This window comes from Pantoea sp. ANP04, assembly GCF_041982285.1.
Lineage (GTDB): Bacteria > Pseudomonadota > Gammaproteobacteria > Enterobacterales > Enterobacteriaceae > Pantoea > Pantoea eucalypti.
Genome location: NZ_JAUTYS010000014.1, coordinates 35,028 through 53,501 on the forward strand (window position 1 = coordinate 35,028; position 18,474 = coordinate 53,501).

Consider the following 18,474-nt stretch of genomic DNA (forward strand, 5'->3'; position numbering starts at 1 on the left):
ATAATTATTTAACCCGAGGATTGGAGGTCTGCCATGAACAAAGATGAAGCGAGCGGCAACTGGAAGCAGTTCAAAGGCAAAATGAAAGAGAAATGGGGCAAGCTGACCGACGATGATATGCAGGTTATCGAAGGTAAACGCGATCAGCTGGTCGGTAAAATCCAGGAACGCTACGGCTATGCAAAAGATGAAGCAGAGTGCGAAGTAGCAGACTGGGAAGGCACCAATAAAGATTACCGCTGGTAATCAGCGCATTCCCCGATAGCCCGCTAAAATCGTTCCGGCGCGCCTGCACCGGAACAGTACAGGGACGGAACCGCACAAGGATGTGCCCGTCAGCCGCGTTTTCCCCGCTTTTTACCCTCATCCTGATGATTATGATCGCAACTCTCATGGTGCGTGCAGGCTTCAACGACGGCACAACTTTCACATAAACCATGTGCTTCAATCACGCTGTGGCGTAATGCAAACTGCGCTTCACCCGCCAGTGTCGCGATAATCTTTTCTACGCCCTGTGCCTGTTTCTCAGTAACGGCTGCACAACGGTCACAGACCAGCATGACTGACGTATGTGCCGGTGCTTCAAAGTGGTGACACATGACGTAGCTATTGTTGGATTCCACCCGATGAATGAAACCCTGTTCCAGCAGAAAGTCCAGCGCCCGATAGACCGTGGGCGGCTTAGCCTGTGGTTCGCTGACGCGAAGTTGATCCAGCAGGTCGTAGGCGCTGATAGAGCCCGGCTGTTCCGCCATCAGGCGCAACACCTCAGCACGCTGCGAAGTCAGACGCACACCGCGCTGCAGGCACATTTTTTCGGCCTGAATCAAAATTTGCTGCGACGTCAGGTTGGTCATGAAAATTCTCCGCTGGATAAGTGATGTTATTTTATCACACATAGTTTCGCGGTGCTGAGGTTGGTTTTTGTCTGATAAAACAGCATTATTCGCCTGATAAAGCAGCATATTTAGAATTCAGCCCGCTTTTTATCTCAAATATGACGATAATTCAGATCCATTCTGCAACCGTCTGAAGCGGAATTTGTTGGCATTTTGCTTTGCATCTCACTGAGTTAAGAAGTAATGTTCAGAAAGACTTAAGAAAAGTCTGGCATTGTTTGAAATGCACCGATGCAGTCTGAACTATTACAACGGTTTTTTGATTGGAAAACGTCCAATCCTTTGAATTAAGACACTGTTTCCTTTGAATTCACAGCAATAACGCGTTAGCCAGGGTTCACAATAGGGCTAACAAACTATTCAGTCGTTGAATGTTTCAATGACAATTTCTCAGGTGATGGCAGGCAAATGGTGAAAAAATCCGCTCAACGTTCAGCGCTGAAGTACTCCGCTGTAGTGACCGCGCTTTTCCTTTCTTCTTCCGCCATGGCGGCAGGGACCTGGTACGATGCACGTAATGACGCCATGGGTGGCACCGGCGTAGCATCTTCTCTTTATGGTTCCGCAGTGCTGGCGAACCCGGCATTGATGACGCGTGCTAAACCCGACGATAACGTCAGCATTATTGTTCCTTCAGCGGGTATTCAGGTTACTGACAAAGATAAGCTGCTTGATAAAGTTGATGATATTTCGGACACCGTGGATCGTTACCGCACAGTGCTGAATAACTTTACGCCAGCGGATTTCTTCCGCGGCTACCCTGAATTACGCGCCGCCTCCGGCGATGTCGCTAACAAACTCAGCGATTTGCGTGGCAACAAAGCGGATGGCAGTGCGGGTGCGGCCGTGGCCGTGACTATCCCCAATGAGACCCTGCCTTTCGCCTTTATCACCAAAGCCTACGGAACCGCGCACGTCCGCGCCAATGTCGTACAGGGTGATATCGACTATCTGCGCGGTGTTGCTGACGGTACGCGGTTCCCACGTCCTGGCGATCAAAATAACCTGCGCTCCAGCGCCAATGGCCTGGCGGCACTGACCACCGATTACGGTGTCGCGGTGGCGCATGAGTTCACCATCGCCGGTCAGCCAGTATCTGTTGGTGTGACGCCAAAAGTGCAGAAAACCTGGCTCTATAACTATACCGCCAGCATCTACAACTACGACAAGAACGACATCAACAATAGTAAGTATCGCAGCACCGACACCGGCTTTAACGTTGATGCCGGTCTGGCGACCACCTTTGCTGAAAACTGGACGCTGGGCGTGACCGGACAGAACCTGGTTTCACGCGATCTGCAGACCAAAGAAGTGAATGGTTACCGCGACACCTACCAGATTCGCCCGCTGGTCACCACCGGTCTCTCCTGGGATAAAGGTCCGTTTACCGTGACGGGCGATGTGGATCTGACGGAAACCAAACGCTTCAAAAGCCAGGATAACAGCCAGTATGCGGCGGTGGGCGCGGAATACCGCGTATTTGACTGGCTGCAGCTGCGTGGCGGTTATCGTGCGGACATGCGTTCTCACGACGAGAATGTCGCCACAGCAGGTTTTGGTGTGTCACCGTTTAACAAAGCCGTCCATCTGGATCTGGCTGGCTCAGTGGGTGCTAACAACACCTGGGGCGCGATGATGCAGCTCGGCTTTAACTTCTAACCGCGTTATTCAGGCTGTCGGGGTCGGGCGATGCACTATCGCCCGCCCTTGTGTTATCCTTGCACAGAATTCCATCATCTTTAATTACCGGATTGCCTGCGCTTCATGTCTAATTTCTCTTCGCAACGCTTCTCTATTGCCCCTATGCTCGACTGGACCGATCGTCACTGTCGCTATTTTCATCGTCAGCTGACCGGCGATACGCTGCTCTACACCGAAATGGTGACCACGGGCGCGATCATTCATGGCAAAGGGGATTACCTGGCTTACAGTGAGGCGGAACATCCGGTCGCATTGCAGCTCGGTGGAAGCGATCCGGCGGCGCTGGCGCAGTGCGCGAAGCTGGCAGAGCAGCGTGGCTACGATGAAGTGAACCTCAATGTTGGCTGTCCCTCCGATCGCGTTCAGAATGGTCGATTTGGCGCCTGCCTGATGGCCGAAGCGAATCTGGTTGCGGATGCCATTAAAGCGATGCGCGACGTGGTCTCCATTCCGGTCACGGTGAAAACCCGCATCGGGATTGATGAGCTGGATAGCTATGAATTTCTGACTGATTTCATCGGCACGGTGGCGGGACGCGGCGAATGCGAGACATTTATCATTCATGCGCGCAAAGCCTGGCTCTCTGGCCTCAGCCCTAAAGAGAACCGCGAAATTCCCCCGCTGGATTATCCACGCGTCTATCAGCTGAAACGCGATTTTCCGCATCTGACGATCGCGCTGAATGGCGGCGTGAAAACGCTGGAAGAGGCACTGACTCATCTGCAACACCTCGATGGTGTGATGATGGGACGTGAAGCCTATCAAAACCCCGGCATTCTGGCGCAGGTCGATCAGACGTTGTTTGGTCGTCAGCATCCGGCGGCTAACCCGGTGGACGTGGTGCGCGCCATGTACCCCTACATTGAAGCGGAACTGGCGAAGGGCACCTATCTGGGGCACGTCACGCGCCATATGCTGGGACTGTTCCAGGGCATTCCCGGCGCCCGTCAATGGCGACGCCACCTGAGTGAAAACGCCCACAAACCGGGTGCTGATGTCCGTGTGCTGGAAGCCGCGCTGGCGCTGGTAGCGGATAAGATCCCGCAGGAAGCCTGATCTGCAATCCCGTCCTGAAAAACCAGCCATCAGGGCTGGTTTTTTTTACGCCACTTTATGGTTTTTTTCGCCAAAGCGTCATGCGGCTTTTGATTTTTATTATATAAAAATCAATGAATTAATGGTTGGCACGCTTCTTGTAATAGCGATAACAATCGATTTCAAAAAAGGAGCGCTGACGTGGAAATATTATTCGTATTAGGGTTTTTCCTGATGCTGTTGCTGACCGGTGTTTCGCTGATTGGTGTGCTGGCGGCACTGGTTGTCGCAACCATCGTGATGTTTGTCGGTGGACTGTTCGCACTCGTGATCAAAGTATTGCCGTGGCTGGTGCTGGCGGTAATCGCTGTGTGGCTGCATCGGGCCTTTTTTGGCGACAGCGATGCGCGAGCGCGTCGTAAGCTGAGACGTAAAATCGACAGGCTGGACCGTAAAGGCTGGCGCTAAATGCGGTGATGATCACAGTGTGAGAGATTGCTCAGCGCTGAACTGCAATTAACCATACTTTTTACTTATGTTTTCTGGCAGGATGCCTGGGGTCAAATCGATGTGCCATCGACTCGACATGAATTCATCACCGCTGTCCCTACACCAGCGCGAACAAAAAATAAAAAACAGAAGAGGGCTTCCCATGGGAAGCCCTTTTTGTCGCCTTCAATCACGGGATTAACAGACAGGATCCCTGCGTGGCGCGGCTCTCCAGCAACTGGTGCGCTTTGCTGGCCTCTTTCAGCGCAAACTTCTGCTGTTCCGGCACATCCACTTTAATTGCGCCACTCGCCAGCAGAGAGAACAGTTCGGCGCTGGCGATTTCCAGCTCCTGACGGTTGGTGACATAGCCAAAGAGTGAAGGGCGGGTCACAAACAGTGAGCCTTTCTTATTCAGAATACTGAGATCAACGCCGGTTACCGGCCCCGATGCGTTACCAAAACTGACCATCAGGCCATGACGGCGCAGCGAGTCCAGCGACGCCTCCCAGGTATCTTTACCCACGGAGTCATACACCACGGCCACTTTTTTCCCTTCAGTCAGCTCGCTGACGCGTTGTGCAATGTTCTCTTCGCGGTAATTAATGGTCGCCCAGGCGCCGGCATTTTTCGCCATTGTGGCTTTTTCCGCTGAACCCACAGTGCCGATCAAATGCGCACCCAGCGCTTTTGCCCACTGACAGGCGATTAACCCGACGCCGCCGGCGGCAGCATGAAACAGGAAGGTCTCACCGGCGCTGATTTTATAGGTCTGGCGCAACAGATATTGCGTGGTGAGTCCTTTCAGAAAGCTGGCTGCGCCCTGCTCAAAGCTGATGGCTTCCGGAAGATGCATCAGGCGATCTTCCGCCACGTTGTGCACGTCACTGTAAGCACCCATAGCCGCCATGCAGTAGACCACGCGATCGCCGGGTTTAAACAGGGTCACACCATGGCCTACGCGCGACACCACGCCCGCGGCTTCTGTCCCCAGGCCTGAGGGAAAATCGGCAACCGGATAGAGCCCGCTGCGAACATAAGTATCGATGTAATTAATCCCGATAGCGCGATTTTCAACCTGCACTTCATGTTCAGCGGGGTCAGCAGGTTCAAAATCCGTCCACGCTAAAACGTCCGGACCGCCATGTGCGCTGAACTGAATACGCTTTGCCATTCTGACTCCTGTGATTGTTTCATCATGAGGGTGAGGCACGCACCCCAACTAAGGTATACTTGCGCGTCCCCACAGAAGATCGGTAATGCATTCACTATGGCAGGAAATAAACCCACCAACAAATCGAACGAAACGCAGGATCGCCAGCTCGCAGGCGTGAAAATGCCCCCGCATTCTCTGGAAGCGGAGCAGTCGGTGCTCGGTGGGTTAATGCTGGATAACGAGCGCTGGGATAACGTCTCTGAGCGCGTCGTCGCGAATGACTTTTACAACCGCTCGCATCGGCTGATTTTTTCCGAGATGCAGCGGCTGCTGGAAAACAGCAAACCCATTGACCTGATTACGCTCTCCGAATCGCTGGAAACCCGTGGTGAACTGGAGATGGCGGGCGGATTCGCCTATCTGGCTGAACTGGCGAAAAACACCCCGAGCGCGGCAAACATTGGCGCGTATGCTGACATCGTGCGTGAACGTGCGGTGGTGCGTGAGATGATCTCCGTCGCCAACCAGATTGCCGATGCCGGTTACGATCCGCAGGGACGTAACAGCGAAGAGCTGCTCGATTTTGCCGAGTCGAACGTCTTTAAAATTGCGGAAGCGCGCGCGGATAAAGATGCTGGCCCGAAAAACATTGAGCAGATTCTGGAATCGACCGTCTCCCGTATCGAATCGCTCTATCAGACGCCGCACGATGGTGTCACCGGCGTCGATACCGGCTATCAGGATCTGAATAAAAAGACCGCAGGCCTGCAGGGCTCTGACCTGATTATTGTCGCCGCACGTCCGTCGATGGGTAAAACCACCTTTGCGATGAACCTGTGCGAAAACGCCGCCATGCTGCAGGAAAAGCCGGTGCTGATATTCAGTCTGGAGATGCCCAGCGAGCAGATCATGATGCGTATGCTGGCTTCGCTCTCCCGCGTCGATCAGACCCGCATCCGAACCGGACAGCTGGATGATGAGGACTGGGCGCGAATCTCCGGCACCATGGGCATCCTGCTGGAGAAGAAAAACATGTACATTGATGACTCTTCTGGCCTGACGCCTACCGAAGTGCGTTCGCGCGCCCGGCGCATCTACCGTGAAAACGGTGGCTTAAGCATGATCATGATCGACTACTTACAGCTGATGCGTGTGCCGGCGCTGTCGGACAACCGTACGCTGGAAATTGCGGAGATCTCCCGCTCGCTGAAAGCGCTGGCCAAAGAGCTGAATGTACCGGTGGTGGCGCTGTCGCAGCTCAACCGCTCACTGGAACAGCGTGCTGACAAGCGTCCGGTCAACTCGGATCTGCGTGAATCGGGCTCGATCGAGCAGGATGCGGATTTGATCATGTTTATCTACCGCGATGAGGTTTACCACGAAAACAGCGATCTCAAAGGGATCGCCGAGATCATTCTGGGTAAACAGCGTAATGGTCCCATCGGTACGGTACGTCTGACCTTTAACGGTCAGTGGTCGCGCTTTGATAACTACGCGGGCCCGCAATACGACGACGAATAATCGCCGGTTTGTGCTGTCATGCACGATCTGTGCATGACAGCACCCATCATCAGAAAATAGTGTTGGACAACCTCTCGGGTAATCGGGTTATCTGTAATAAAGCGACGCCTGGACCGATGTGGAAACGGAATGACTCACGTAGACGATTACGACCTTAAAATCCTCACTTTATTACAATCTAACGGCCGTCTGACCAATCAGGAACTCAGCGATCTGGTCGGCCTTTCCGCCTCACAATGTTCCCGCCGCCGTATCAATCTGGAACAGGCTAATCTCATCCTGGGTTATCACGCCCGGCTGTCGCCCGATGCGATCGGACTTGGCATGGTGGGATTAATCGAGGTGCGCTTAATTAACCACACCGCAGAATATGTCGAGAGCTTTCACCGCATGGTGGAGCAGGAGCAGGCGATCGTGGATGCTTACAAAACGACCGGCGACGCTGACTATCTGCTTAAAGTGGCAGTGGCCGATCTCAATTCTCTCAGTGCACTAATCAGCCAGTTAGTCGCGGGCCACCAGAGTGTTTCCCATGTGAAAACCTCGGTAGTACTGGGACGAATGAAAGAGAACGGGCTGATGATGATCCCCGGAGAGAAGACGCGCTAAAAAGGTGCGTGATGTGCGGTTTTGGTGCACACTTGCGGCAATAAATGCAAGTAACGCGCATGTTAACGGACTTTAATGCATAGGTTGATGGTGCAGGCCAGAATTTGTGCACACGTTTCCGTTATAAAGCGCCTTAGATATCAAAAGGATATCGCGGGCACTTCGTTTACAGCCGTTAAGGGTTGTGACGCTGGTGTGTTTTTTGCATAGAAACGGCATCTTTTGCACTGAGAAAACCTCCATGGATAACATCGCAGAACCCTCCCGCGTCCCACATTCGCGCATTGAAGATGCGCTGGCGATGGTGCTCGGCACCCTGATGGTCTCGTTCGGCGTCATTATGCTGAAACAGGCGGGCGCGCTGACCGGCAGCACCGCAGGCATCGCCTTTCTGATCAGTTATCTCTCGCCGCTTTCGTTTGGCAGCGCGTTCTTCCTGATCAACATCCCTTTTTACTGGCTGGCGGTAAAACGCATGGGCTGGGAATTTACCCTTAAAACGTTCTGTGCCGTCGGACTGGTATCGCTGTTTACCCAGCTGCACCCGCTGTTCGTCCACTTTTCTGACCTTAACCCCTTCTATGCGACACTGTTCGGTAACGTCATCATGGGAATCGGGTTTATAGTGTTATTTCGTCATAAGGCGAGCCTGGGCGGCATCAATATTCTGGCCCTGTGGCTACAGGATCGCTTTGGGATCCGCGCGGGTAAACTGCAAATGGCGGTTGATACCTGCGTCGTGCTGGCCTCACTGTTTGTGGTGAGCGGCCCCATCCTGCTTGCGTCTATTGCGGGCGCGGTGATCCTGAATCTGATAATTGCAATGAACCATCGTCCGGGACGCTATCGGGTTTAATCCGCCTCTGACCTCTGGACCAATCATGGAGACCTACACCGTGTTTCAAAACGTTGATGCCTATGCTGGCGATCCGATTCTGTCGTTGATGGAAGCGTTCAAACAAGATCCACGCGAACACAAAGTTAACCTGAGTATCGGGCTCTATTACGACGAACAGAATATCATCCCGCAGCTGAAGGCCGTCGCCGCTGCCGAAGAGCAGATCTATGCTGAGCCGCATCAGGCTTCCCTCTATCTGCCGATGGAAGGGCTGAACAGTTACCGCAGTGCGATTGCACCACTGCTGTTTGGTGCCGATCATCCGGTGTTAAACGCGGGCCGGATTGCATCGATTCAGACGCTGGGTGGTTCTGGCGCGCTGAAAGTGGGCGCGGATTTCCTGAGGCGCTACTTCCCGCAATCTGCAGTCTGGGTCAGCGATCCGACCTGGGAAAACCACATCGCGATCTTTAATGGCGCAGGTTTTGAGGTCAATACCTATCCCTGGTATGACGCAGAGACCCACAGTGTGCGATTTGATGCCTTCATCAGCACGCTGAAAACCTTGCCTGCGCAGAGCATCGTGCTGCTGCATCCCTGCTGCCATAACCCGACCGGCGCTGACCTGACTGATGCGCAGTGGGATCAGACCGTTGAGGTGCTGAAAGCACAGCAGCTGATTCCTTTCCTTGATATCGCCTATCAGGGCTTTGGTGCCGGTATGCAGCAGGACGCTTATGCACTGCGTGCGGTCGCGGCGGCGGGTCTGCCTGCGCTGGTCAGTAACTCCTTCTCCAAAATCTTTTCGCTCTATGGCGAGCGCGTAGGCGGTCTCTCCATCGTCTGTGACAGCGCCGAAGAGTCAGCGCGCGTACTGGGCCAGTTGAAAGCCACCGTTCGCCGCAACTACTCCAGCCCGCCTAACTTTGGTGCGCAGGTGGTTGCGCGCGTTCTCAATGATGAGGCACTGAAAGCCAGCTGGCTGGCTGAAGTGGAAGCGATGCGTCTGCGTATTCTCGCGATGCGTCAGTCGCTGGTGGATGTGCTGAGTACCGCGCTGCCAGGTAAAAACTTTGACTACCTGCTGAAACAGCGTGGCATGTTCAGCTATACCGGCCTGAGTGCGCAACAGGTCGATCGTCTGCGTAACGAGTTTGGCATCTATCTGGTGGGCAGCGGCCGCATGTGTGTGGCCGGTCTGAACAGCAAAAACGTGCATCAGGTCGCTGAAGCCTTTGCCGCCGTGATGTAATGGCTGTCTGGCTGTAAATTAAACCGTCAGGGTTCGCTCTGGCGGTTTTTTTATGGGTCAGGGTTTACCTTTCGGCGTCATGCTGCACACTTAAACGGGATAACCGTTTCAGGAATACGCTATGTGGCATCAACAAACTATTACGCTGAGCGCGAAGCCGCGTGGATTTCATCTGGTCACCGATGAGATCGTCAACTCGCTCTCCGGACTGCGTGATATCAAAACCGGTCTGCTGCATCTGCTGTTACAGCACACCTCGGCGTCGTTAACCTTAAATGAGAATTGTGACCCGACGGTGCGCAGCGACATGGAGCAGCATTTCATGCGGCATGTGCCGGAGAACGCACCTTATCAGCATGACTACGAAGGGCGTGACGATATGCCGGCGCATATCAAATCATCGATTGTAGGCGTTTCGCTGTTATTGCCGGTTCAGCGGGGGCGTCTGGTGCTGGGCACCTGGCAGGGTATCTGGCTGGGCGAGCATCGCATTGAGGGCGGTGCCAGGCGGATTGTCGCTACGTTACAAGGGGAGTCGTAATGAATAACTCAGATTTATTGACCTACTGCATGAGCAAGCCGGGCGCGGAGCAGAGCGTCCACAGTGACTGGAAGGCAACGCAGATTAAAAGCAACGGTGTGCTGTTTGCAATGGTGCATGAGGCAAAAGGGCGGCCAGCCGTTTCGCTGAAATCGACGCCTGCGCTGGCCGAATTACTGCGCGAAGAGCATAGCGACATCATTCCCAGTGAGCATCTGAACAAGTCACACTGGAGCACGCTGTTTCTGGACGGCTCGCTGAAAGATTCGCAGATTTACTATCTGGTCGATGCTTCATTCCAGCAGGTTGCGGCTGCCCGATAAACGGCAATAAAAAAACCCTCTTACCCGAGCAAGAGGGTGTCAGATCTGACGGGTTACGCAGCAGGCTGCTCGCGCAGGGTATTGATGTCGATAACAAAGCGGTATTTCACATCGCTTTTCAGCATGCGCTCATAGGCTTCGTTAATCTGATCCATCGCGATCAGTTCAATGTCTGACGTAATGCCATGCTCACCACAGAAATCGAGCATCTCCTGGGTTTCTGCGATGCCGCCAATCAGTGAACCGGCGATGCTGCGACGCTTGAAGATCAGGTTAAACACCTGTGGTGCCGGGTGATCGTGCTCCGGTGCACCGACCAGCGTCATGTTGCCGTCCAGTTTCAGCAGGGTGATGAACGGGTTGAGATCGTGCTGAGCAGCCACGGTGTTCAGAATGAAGTCAAAGCTGTTCGCGTGCTGCGCCATCTGCTCTGGATCTTTAGAAATCACCACTTCATCGGCACCCAGACGTTTGCCATCTTCAATTTTGGACGGCGAGGTGGTGAACAGCACCACATGTGCGCCCATTGCATGGGCAATTTTCACGCCCATATGACCCAGGCCGCCTAAACCGACGATACCCACTTTCTTGCCAGGACCGACATTCCAGTGACGCAGCGGTGAGTAGGTGGTGATACCGGCACACAGCAGCGGTGCAACGCCCGCCAGCTCCAGGTTCTCCGGAATGCGCAGCACAAAGCTCTCATCAACCACCATCGACGTTGAGTAACCGCCGTAGGTAATGGCGCCGGTTTCACGATCTTCGCCGTTATAGGTGCCGACAAAGCCGTTTTCACAATACTGCTCCAGACCCTGCTGACAGCTCGGACAGCTGCGGCATGAATCGACCATACAGCCGACGCCGACCAGATCGCCGACTTTATATTTCTGCGTCTGCGGGCCAACAGCGGTCACGCGACCGACAATTTCATGACCCGGAACCACAGGGAAAATGGTGTTTTTCCACTCATTACGGGCCTGGTGCAGGTCTGAGTGGCAAACGCCACAGAACAGCACTTCAAGCTGAACGTCATGGGCGCGCAGCTCACGCGGCTTAAAATCGAACGGTGCCAGTTTAGATTTTGCATCCTGAGCAGCATACGCATGCGTAATATTCATGGTGTCTCCAGTTTCGATGTGTCGTGAGTGTTATTCGATGAAGTGCAGCAGCGTTAATGTGCTGCGAAAACAGGGCGACGCCAGGGACGTGCCAAAGAGGAACTGCTTAAGGATAGTCAGCCTGGGGAAAAGCGTATATGCCTATACATGTCTGAATCTTGCCTGATTCTGCATTTTTCTGGCTGAATCAGCAGATGTCATGAAAAGGCCCGCACGCGGCGGGCCTGCAGGAATTACTTCTGTAACAGAGGCTTCAGGAAACGTGCAGTATGGGATTTCTCACACTCCGCCACGGTTTCTGGCGTGCCGGCAACCAGGATTTCACCGCCGCCGCTGCCGCCTTCCGGACCGAGATCCACAATCCAGTCTGCGGTTTTGACCACGTCAAGATTGTGCTCAATGACCACGATGGTGTTGCCCTGATTGCGCAGCTGATGCAGCACTTCCAGCAGCTGCTGGATATCGGCAAAGTGCAGACCGGTGGTCGGCTCATCAAGAATATAGAGTGTCTGACCGGTGCCGCGCTTCGACAGTTCACGCGCCAGCTTCACACGCTGGGCTTCACCGCCGGACAGGGTCGTGGCGGACTGACCGAGGCGGATATAGGTAAGACCCACATCGATCAGCGTCTGCAACTTACGCGCCAGCGCCGGCACGGCATCGAAGAACTCACGTGCTTCTTCGATAGTCATCTCCAGCACTTCGTGAATGCTCTTGCCTTTGTACTTCACTTCCAGCGTTTCACGGTTATAGCGTTTGCCTTTGCACTGGTCGCACGGCACATAAATGTCCGGCAGGAAGTGCATTTCGACTTTCAGCACACCATCGCCCTGACAGGCTTCACAACGTCCGCCTCGAACGTTAAAGCTGAAGCGACCCGGATTATAGCCACGCGAACGCGCTTCCGGCACGCCCGCAAACAGTTCACGCACCGGCGTGAAGATGCCGGTATAGGTGGCTGGGTTGGAGCGCGGTGTACGACCAATCGGGCTCTGATCAATGTCGATCACTTTGTCGAAGTGCTCCAGTCCCGCCACTTCGCGGTAAGGTGCCGGTTCGGCGATGGTTGCACCATTCAGCGCTCGCTGGGCAATCGGGAACAGCGTATCGTTGATCAGGGTCGATTTACCCGAGCCGGAAACACCGGTAATGCAGGTGAAAAGCCCGACCGGCAGCGTCAGCGTGACATCTTTGAGGTTGTTGCCGCGTGCGCCGGTAATCTTCAGCACTTTGGCCGGATCGCCTTTGACGCGTTCCTCTGGCACCGTAATACCCCGCTTGCCGCTCAGGAACTGGCCCGTCAGTGACGCGTCTTCCGCCATAATCTGATCGACGGTACCTTCAGCCACCACCTGGCCGCCATGGACGCCTGCACCCGGACCGATGTCGATGACATGATCAGCGGCACGAATCGCATCTTCATCATGCTCAACCACGATCACGGTGTTACCGAGGTCTCGCAGATGAATCAGGGTGCCAAGCAGACGTTCGTTGTCGCGCTGATGCAGGCCGATTGAAGGCTCATCCAGCACATACATGACACCGACCAGGCCGGCACCGATCTGGCTGGCCAGACGGATACGCTGCGCTTCTCCACCGGACAGGGTCTCGGCGGAACGGGACATCGAGAGATAGTTCAGGCCGACGTTGACCAGGAAACTCAGGCGATCGCCAATCTCTTTCAGAATCTTCTCGGCGATCTGCGCGCGCTGGCCGCTGAGCTTCATATTTTCAAAGAAGGACATCGCATGGCCGATGCTCATCTCAGAGATGGTCGGCAGCGTAGTATTCTCGACGAAGACGTGGCGCGCTTCACGACGCAGACGGGTGCCTTCACAGCTGGCACAGGCGCGGTTGCTGATAAATTTCGCCAGCTCTTCGCGTACCGCTGAAGACTCGGTCTCTTTGTAGCGGCGCTCCATGTTATTGAGCACGCCCTCAAACGGATGACGGCGAACAGACGTATCGCCGCGATCGTTGATGTACTTAAATTCGATGCTCTCTTTGCCTGAACCGTAGAGAATCACTTTCTGCACGTTCTCGGGCAGGCTGCCGAACGACGCTTCGATATCAAAATCGAGGTGCTCCGCCAGCGAACGCAGCATCTGGAAGTAGTAGAAATTGCGCCGATCCCAGCCACGGATTGCGCCGCCTGCCAGAGAAAGTTCAGGATTCTGCACCACGCGGTCAGGATCGAAGTATTGCTGTACGCCCAGGCCGTCGCAGGTTGGACAGGCGCCTGCCGGGTTGTTAAACGAGAACAGGCGCGGCTCCAGCTCGCTCATGCTGTAACCACAGATGGGGCAGGCGAAGTTAGCCGAGAAGAGCAGCTCTTCTGCGGCGCTGTCATCCATGTCCGCCACGATAGCCGTGCCGCCGGAGAGCTCCAGTGTGGTTTCAAACGACTCCGCCAGACGGGTCGCCAGATCGTCACGCACTTTAAAGCGGTCAATCACCACTTCAATGGTGTGCTTCTTCTGCAGCTCAAGTTTCGGCGGATCGGAGAGGTCACACACTTCGCCATCGATACGTGCACGGATGTAGCCCTGCGTCGCCAGATTTTCCAGCGTCTTGGTGTGCTCACCCTTGCGATCTTTCACCACCGGTGCCAGCAGCATCAGGCGACGGCCTTCCGGCTGGGAAAGCACCTGATCCACCATCTGGCTCACGGTCTGCGCCGCCAGCGGCACATCATGATCCGGGCAGCGCGGTTCGCCTACGCGGGCAAACAGCAGACGCAGATAATCGTGAATCTCAGTGATGGTTCCCACGGTTGAACGTGGGTTATGCGAGGTGGATTTCTGTTCGATGGAAATGGCGGGCGACAAACCTTCGATATGATCGACGTCCGGCTTCTCCATTAACGAAAGAAACTGGCGCGCATACGCAGAGAGCGACTCTACATAGCGGCGCTGACCTTCCGCATACAGCGTATCAAACGCCAGTGAGGATTTACCTGAACCTGACAGGCCGGTCACCACAATGAGTTTGTCGCGTGGGATAGTCAGGTTGATGTTTTTCAAATTATGGGTGCGGGCACCACGAACTTCGATCTTATCCATTCACCTTTCCCGGATTAGCAGCACTCACCGCGCCTTGCCGACACGGCCAGAATAAACGTGTCATTATGGCACAAAAAATAGACTGAATAAATATCCAGTACTCTTGCGCGCCAGAACAGAGAGCGTTAAAACTGGAACCCCGCTCGAAAGTGGGAAACAGTCCGCAGGACGTGTTAGAATTGATAGATTAGACTGTATGCATTAACTCATCGGGAGACAGCAACATGGCCAGTCGTGGCGTTAACAAAGTGATTCTTGTCGGGAATCTGGGTCAGGATCCGGAAGTACGTTACATGCCAAATGGTGGCGCTGTTGCCAACATTACGCTGGCTACGTCAGAGAGCTGGCGCGACAAGCAGACCGGTGAAAATAAAGAGATCACTGAGTGGCACCGTGTGGTGCTGTTTGGCAAACTGGCTGAAGTCGCAGGCGAATACCTGAAAAAAGGTTCGCAGGTTTACATCGAAGGCCAGCTGCGTACCCGTAAATGGCAGGATCAGGGCGGCCAGGAACGTTACACCACCGAAGTCGTGGTTAACGTTGGCGGCACCATGCAGATGCTGGGTGGACGTCAGCAGGGTGGAAATGCGGGTGCACCAGCAGGTGGCGGCGCGCAGGGTGGCAACAACAATGGCTGGGGTCAGCCGCAGCAGCCGCAGGGCAATAACAACCAGTTCAGTGGCGGCGCGCAGTCTCGTCCGCAGCAGCCACAGAGCGCACCGGCCAGCAATAACAACGAACCCCCAATGGATTTCGACGACGATATTCCATTCTGATTTCGCTGGCTGGAATTTCTCTGGCTAAAGAGTGCAAAAAGCCCGCTTATGCGGGCTTTTTTTATGCGCGGCTTTTGCGGCCTGTTACGACCATTCTGCCAGAATGGCCTCCGTGCTCAGCACACGCGGCACGTTGCCGGGGATCAGCAGTGAAGCCCACACCTCATTGTGCTGGTTAATCAGCGCATCGGCGCTGACCCAGCGGCGATCTGCCGTGGTGTGTGCATCCGCAGCGACGGTGATGGCATAGCCCGCACTGGCTCCGACTTTTATTGTGGTATCCAGGCAGTAGTCTGTGGCACAGCCGCACACCACAAATTCCTTAATCGCCAGCCTTTCTAACAGCGCGCCCAGCTCGGTTTGCCAGAAGCTGTCGCAGGCGGTTTTCGTGATGTAGTGCGCGCCAGCAGGCTGAGCGATTTCCGGCAGCAGCTCAAACGCTTCATTCCCCTCACACATCGTGCCTTCACGATGTTGTATAAAGAGGGTGATGTCGGCGCGTGCGGTCAGCCGGTTAATCTGCGCCACTCGTCCCGCTTTATCGAAGCGTGGCGTGCTGAATACGCCATTCTGCATATCGACAACCAATACCACCCGCTGTGCCATGCTTAACTCCATCTGGTTTAAAAAAACAGTGTTACCTGCGGCGTGATGGATAGCAATCTTTTGCATTTCCACCCTGGTCACAGGCATGCTTAACCCACTGGTTAAATAAGGAGAGAGAAGTGGACAGTGTTCCGGCGAGTTTCCCCTATGAAAAAGATCGCGCCCGCTTTCAGCAACTCGCAGAGCTGCCTGGTGTGGAGCTTTATCAGGCTCACATCTCCCGCTACGCCTTTGAACCGCATACCCATGAAGCTTTCGGAATTGGCACTATCGAAGCGGGTGCACAGCGCTTTCGCTATCGTGGCACTGAATATACGGCGCCGGAGAACTCGCTGGTCATGATGAATCCGGATGAGCTGCACACCGGTGAGTCCGCTTGCGAAGAGGGCTGGCGCTATCAGATGATCTACATTCAGCCGCAGCTGATGGACGAACTGACCGGCGATCGCGGCTGGTGGTTTAATGAGGCGCTGCTGACCGATTCACGTGTGGCGCAACCGCTCTCCCGAAAACTTGCCGCACTCTGGCAGGCGGAGTCTGAACTGGCACGTCAGAGCCTGATCGCGGAACTGCTGCTGCAGATCCGTCCGCTGGCATGCATGTCTTCACAGGGCAGACCCGACACCCGGCATCGTTTTGATCAGGTAAAAGATTTCCTGCGCGACAACCTTGCTGAACCCGTGCGGCTGGATGAGCTGGCAGCGCTGGCATCGTTATCGCCATGGCACTTTTTACGCGCTTTTCGCCAGCACTATCACGTGACGCCCCATCAGATGCTGATGGCTTTCCGGCTCTATGACGCCAAGCAAAGGCTGGCTCAGGGAGAAGCGGCCGCCAGCGTCGCGGCGGCGGTGGGATTAACCGATCAGGCTCATCTCACCCGCGCTTTTGCCAATCGGTACGGCATCACGCCGGGCCGCTATCAGAAGCAGGTGCGCCAATCCTGATATCACCGCAATCTGCTACAAGCATTCCCCGCCCGAACCCGCCACACTCTGTCAAAAAGCTATATAAGGAAGGAATCATGTTTGCTGGTGTCATGTTTGCCGTCACCGCCGGGCTGATGTGGGGGCTGATCTTTGTCGGGCCACTGCTGGTGCCTGACTACCCCGGCGCGCTGCAGTCGGCGGGACGCTATGTGGCGTTTGGATTGATTGCGCTGCCGCTGGCCTGGCATGGTCGTCATCGCCTGCGTCAGCTGGCTCGCGCCGACTGGCTTGAGGCCGTAAAACTCTCGCTGGTGGGAAACCTCTTCTACTATGCGTTTCTGGCGAACGCCATTCAGCGCACTGGCGGCCCGGTCTCGACCATGATTATTGGCACACTGCCGGTGGTGATCGCCGTGACGGCCAATCTCTGTTACGGCCATCTTGAAGGAAGATTGCCGTGGCGGCGGCTGTTTCCGGCGCTTGTCATGATGGCGGCCGGCTTACTCTGCGTAAACGCGGCGGAGCTAAAAAGTCAGGGCCAGTTGCTTGATCTGAGCCGTTATCTCACAGGTATCGTGCTGGCGCTACTGGCCGTAGTCTGCTGGACCTGGTATCCGCTGCGTAATGCCCGCTGGCTGCGCACACATCCCGAGCTGCGGCCGTCGACCTGGGCCACCGCGCAGGGTCTGGTCACATTGCCCATGGCGTTGATCATGTATGCGCTGGTCAGTGTGCAGCTCACCTGGCTACAGCCCGACTTTTCGTTGCCATTTGGGCCGCGTCCCGGCGTGTTTATCTCTCTGATGCTGACCATTGGCCTGCTCTGCTCCTGGCTCGGCACCTTATGCTGGAACGCTGCCAGCCAGCGTCTGCCGACCGTATTGATGGGGCCACTGATCGTTTTCGAGATTCTTTTTGGCCTGTTGTGGACTTTTCTCTGGTATCAAAGCTGGCCACCGCAGCTCACTGTGACCGGCATTGTTTGTCTGCTGGCTGGGGTGCTGTGGGCAATGCGTATTAAACCTCAACCTCTTGTGGTCTCATTGAACGAGTAAACCGCAACGTCCATCCAAATCGCTCTGCCGCGCGAACAGCATGTCGCGCGGCTTTTTAAGATTAAACCCTATGCCGATTTGCACGCTCTCCGACAGATTTATGCCGCGAAATCGATTTCATTCCACCAGGTGATAGTACCGTCTCCCGCAATTGTCTCTCTCATCCCCCATTTTTAAGTGAAAAAACGGTACTTACGGTCTGCGGAGAACACGCCTTTTCGGGTCTGACAGTGTTTTATTGCTCAGATATCGGTCATTAATCAGGAAAAATAGCGCAACATTATGGACGTTATGCTTTCTCTCACGGCTTTTTATTGCATGGTGGCACTGAGAACGAGAGGCGAAAAACCACCATTAACTTCACTCAGTGATAAATGAGTAAGAGAATTCCGCCTTTGCGTTATTAATTAAAGATTAATCTCTGGCATCAATGATGCGCAATGATGAGAGTGAAAAGAGAAGCGCGTAACGTTAGTGATAAGGAGCAATAAACTATTTATCCCGGATTAATCCTGGAGAAAGTTTATGCAATAAACCCATCATCGGAAATTAAAGCGCAGCCGC

At 54.6% G+C, this 18,474-nt stretch carries 18 protein-coding genes; 13 read left to right on the top strand and 5 right to left on the bottom strand.

What is annotated here, in order from left to right:
- Window positions 1-33 precede the first annotated feature (33 nt).
- Window positions 34-246 (top strand): CsbD family protein, encoded by a 213-nt coding sequence (locus Q7C21_RS17825; RefSeq protein WP_375150990.1) that lies wholly within the window; start codon window positions 34-36, stop codon window positions 244-246.
- Window positions 247-335: 89 nt separating this feature from the next.
- Here Q7C21_RS17825 and zur read toward each other — a convergent pair whose 3' ends face one another.
- On the bottom strand, window positions 336-857 hold the full coding sequence (zur, locus tag Q7C21_RS17830; protein WP_008926605.1) for a zinc uptake transcriptional repressor Zur: 522 nt from the start codon (window positions 855-857) through the stop codon (window positions 336-338).
- Between the two features lie 450 nt (window positions 858-1,307).
- Here zur and Q7C21_RS17835 point away from each other — a divergent pair, with 450 nt between their 5' ends.
- The 3 genes from Q7C21_RS17835 to pspG all read left to right on the top strand — a co-directional run bounded on the left by Q7C21_RS17835 (window position 1,308) and on the right by pspG (window position 4,103).
- Entirely contained in the window at window positions 1,308-2,558 is a 1,251-nt protein-coding gene (locus Q7C21_RS17835; RefSeq protein WP_039660677.1) for a conjugal transfer protein TraF, read from the top strand.
- 105 nt (window positions 2,559-2,663) lie between these two features.
- On the top strand, window positions 2,664-3,656 hold the full coding sequence (gene dusA, locus Q7C21_RS17840; RefSeq protein WP_375150991.1) for a tRNA dihydrouridine(20/20a) synthase DusA: 993 nt from the start codon (window positions 2,664-2,666) through the stop codon (window positions 3,654-3,656).
- Window positions 3,657-3,836: 180 nt separating this feature from the next.
- The gene (pspG, locus tag Q7C21_RS17845) at window positions 3,837-4,103 is read left to right on the top strand and encodes an envelope stress response protein PspG (RefSeq protein WP_003855759.1); all 267 of its coding nucleotides are present in this window, start codon (window positions 3,837-3,839) and stop codon (window positions 4,101-4,103) included.
- 211 nt (window positions 4,104-4,314) lie between these two features.
- Here the strand turns inward: pspG and Q7C21_RS17850 are convergent, their stop codons facing one another.
- Window positions 4,315-5,298, bottom strand: coding sequence for a quinone oxidoreductase (locus Q7C21_RS17850; RefSeq protein WP_003855757.1), 984 nt, complete (start codon window positions 5,296-5,298; stop codon window positions 4,315-4,317).
- A gap of 96 nt (window positions 5,299-5,394) precedes the next feature.
- On the opposite strand from Q7C21_RS17850, the gene dnaB reads away from it, so the two are divergent.
- The 6 genes from dnaB (at window position 5,395) to Q7C21_RS17880 (ending at window position 10,364) form a co-directional block, all read left to right on the top strand.
- Window positions 5,395-6,801, top strand: coding sequence for a replicative DNA helicase (dnaB, locus tag Q7C21_RS17855; RefSeq protein ID WP_003855755.1), 1,407 nt, complete (start codon window positions 5,395-5,397; stop codon window positions 6,799-6,801).
- Window positions 6,802-6,930: 129 nt separating this feature from the next.
- Window positions 6,931-7,410: an Lrp/AsnC family transcriptional regulator gene (locus Q7C21_RS17860; protein ID WP_003855753.1), complete on the top strand. Its 480-nt coding sequence runs from the start codon at window positions 6,931-6,933 to the stop codon at window positions 7,408-7,410.
- A 241-nt stretch (window positions 7,411-7,651) separates the two neighbouring features.
- Window positions 7,652-8,266, top strand: coding sequence for a YitT family protein (locus Q7C21_RS17865; RefSeq protein WP_003855751.1), 615 nt, complete (start codon window positions 7,652-7,654; stop codon window positions 8,264-8,266).
- A gap of 40 nt (window positions 8,267-8,306) precedes the next feature.
- Window positions 8,307-9,500, top strand: a complete 1,194-nt coding sequence (locus Q7C21_RS17870; protein WP_375151006.1) for an aromatic amino acid transaminase — start codon at window positions 8,307-8,309, stop codon at window positions 9,498-9,500.
- 121 nt (window positions 9,501-9,621) lie between these two features.
- Entirely contained in the window at window positions 9,622-10,041 is a 420-nt protein-coding gene (locus tag Q7C21_RS17875) for a secondary thiamine-phosphate synthase enzyme YjbQ (RefSeq protein ID WP_003855749.1), read from the top strand.
- Window positions 10,041-10,364 (top strand): MmcQ/YjbR family DNA-binding protein, encoded by a 324-nt coding sequence (locus Q7C21_RS17880; protein ID WP_003855748.1) that lies wholly within the window; start codon window positions 10,041-10,043, stop codon window positions 10,362-10,364. Before Q7C21_RS17875 ends, Q7C21_RS17880 begins: the two co-directional genes overlap by 1 nt.
- Window positions 10,365-10,417: 53 nt before the next feature.
- On the opposite strand, the gene Q7C21_RS17885 is transcribed toward Q7C21_RS17880, so the two are convergent.
- Window positions 10,418-11,482 (bottom strand): NAD(P)-dependent alcohol dehydrogenase, encoded by a 1,065-nt coding sequence (locus Q7C21_RS17885; RefSeq protein WP_003855747.1) that lies wholly within the window; start codon window positions 11,480-11,482, stop codon window positions 10,418-10,420.
- 233 nt (window positions 11,483-11,715) lie between these two features.
- Window positions 11,716-14,544, bottom strand: coding sequence for an excinuclease ABC subunit UvrA (gene uvrA / locus Q7C21_RS17890; RefSeq protein WP_003855745.1), 2,829 nt, complete (start codon window positions 14,542-14,544; stop codon window positions 11,716-11,718).
- A 224-nt stretch (window positions 14,545-14,768) separates the two neighbouring features.
- Between uvrA and ssb1 the strand changes: the two genes are divergently transcribed.
- Window positions 14,769-15,320, top strand: coding sequence for a single-stranded DNA-binding protein SSB1 (ssb1, locus tag Q7C21_RS17895; RefSeq protein ID WP_003855743.1), 552 nt, complete (start codon window positions 14,769-14,771; stop codon window positions 15,318-15,320).
- A gap of 84 nt (window positions 15,321-15,404) precedes the next feature.
- Here the strand turns inward: ssb1 and Q7C21_RS17900 are convergent, their stop codons facing one another.
- The gene (locus tag Q7C21_RS17900) at window positions 15,405-15,926 is read right to left on the bottom strand and encodes an isochorismatase family protein (protein WP_140033703.1); all 522 of its coding nucleotides are present in this window, start codon (window positions 15,924-15,926) and stop codon (window positions 15,405-15,407) included.
- A gap of 119 nt (window positions 15,927-16,045) precedes the next feature.
- Between Q7C21_RS17900 and Q7C21_RS17905 the strand changes: the two genes are divergently transcribed.
- Complete coding sequence (locus Q7C21_RS17905; protein ID WP_375150992.1) at window positions 16,046-16,873, top strand: AraC family ligand binding domain-containing protein; 828 nt, start codon at window positions 16,046-16,048, stop codon at window positions 16,871-16,873.
- A 77-nt stretch (window positions 16,874-16,950) separates the two neighbouring features.
- Entirely contained in the window at window positions 16,951-17,910 is a 960-nt protein-coding gene (locus tag Q7C21_RS17910) for a DMT family transporter (RefSeq protein WP_003855735.1), read from the top strand.
- Window positions 17,911-18,474 lie beyond the last annotated feature (564 nt).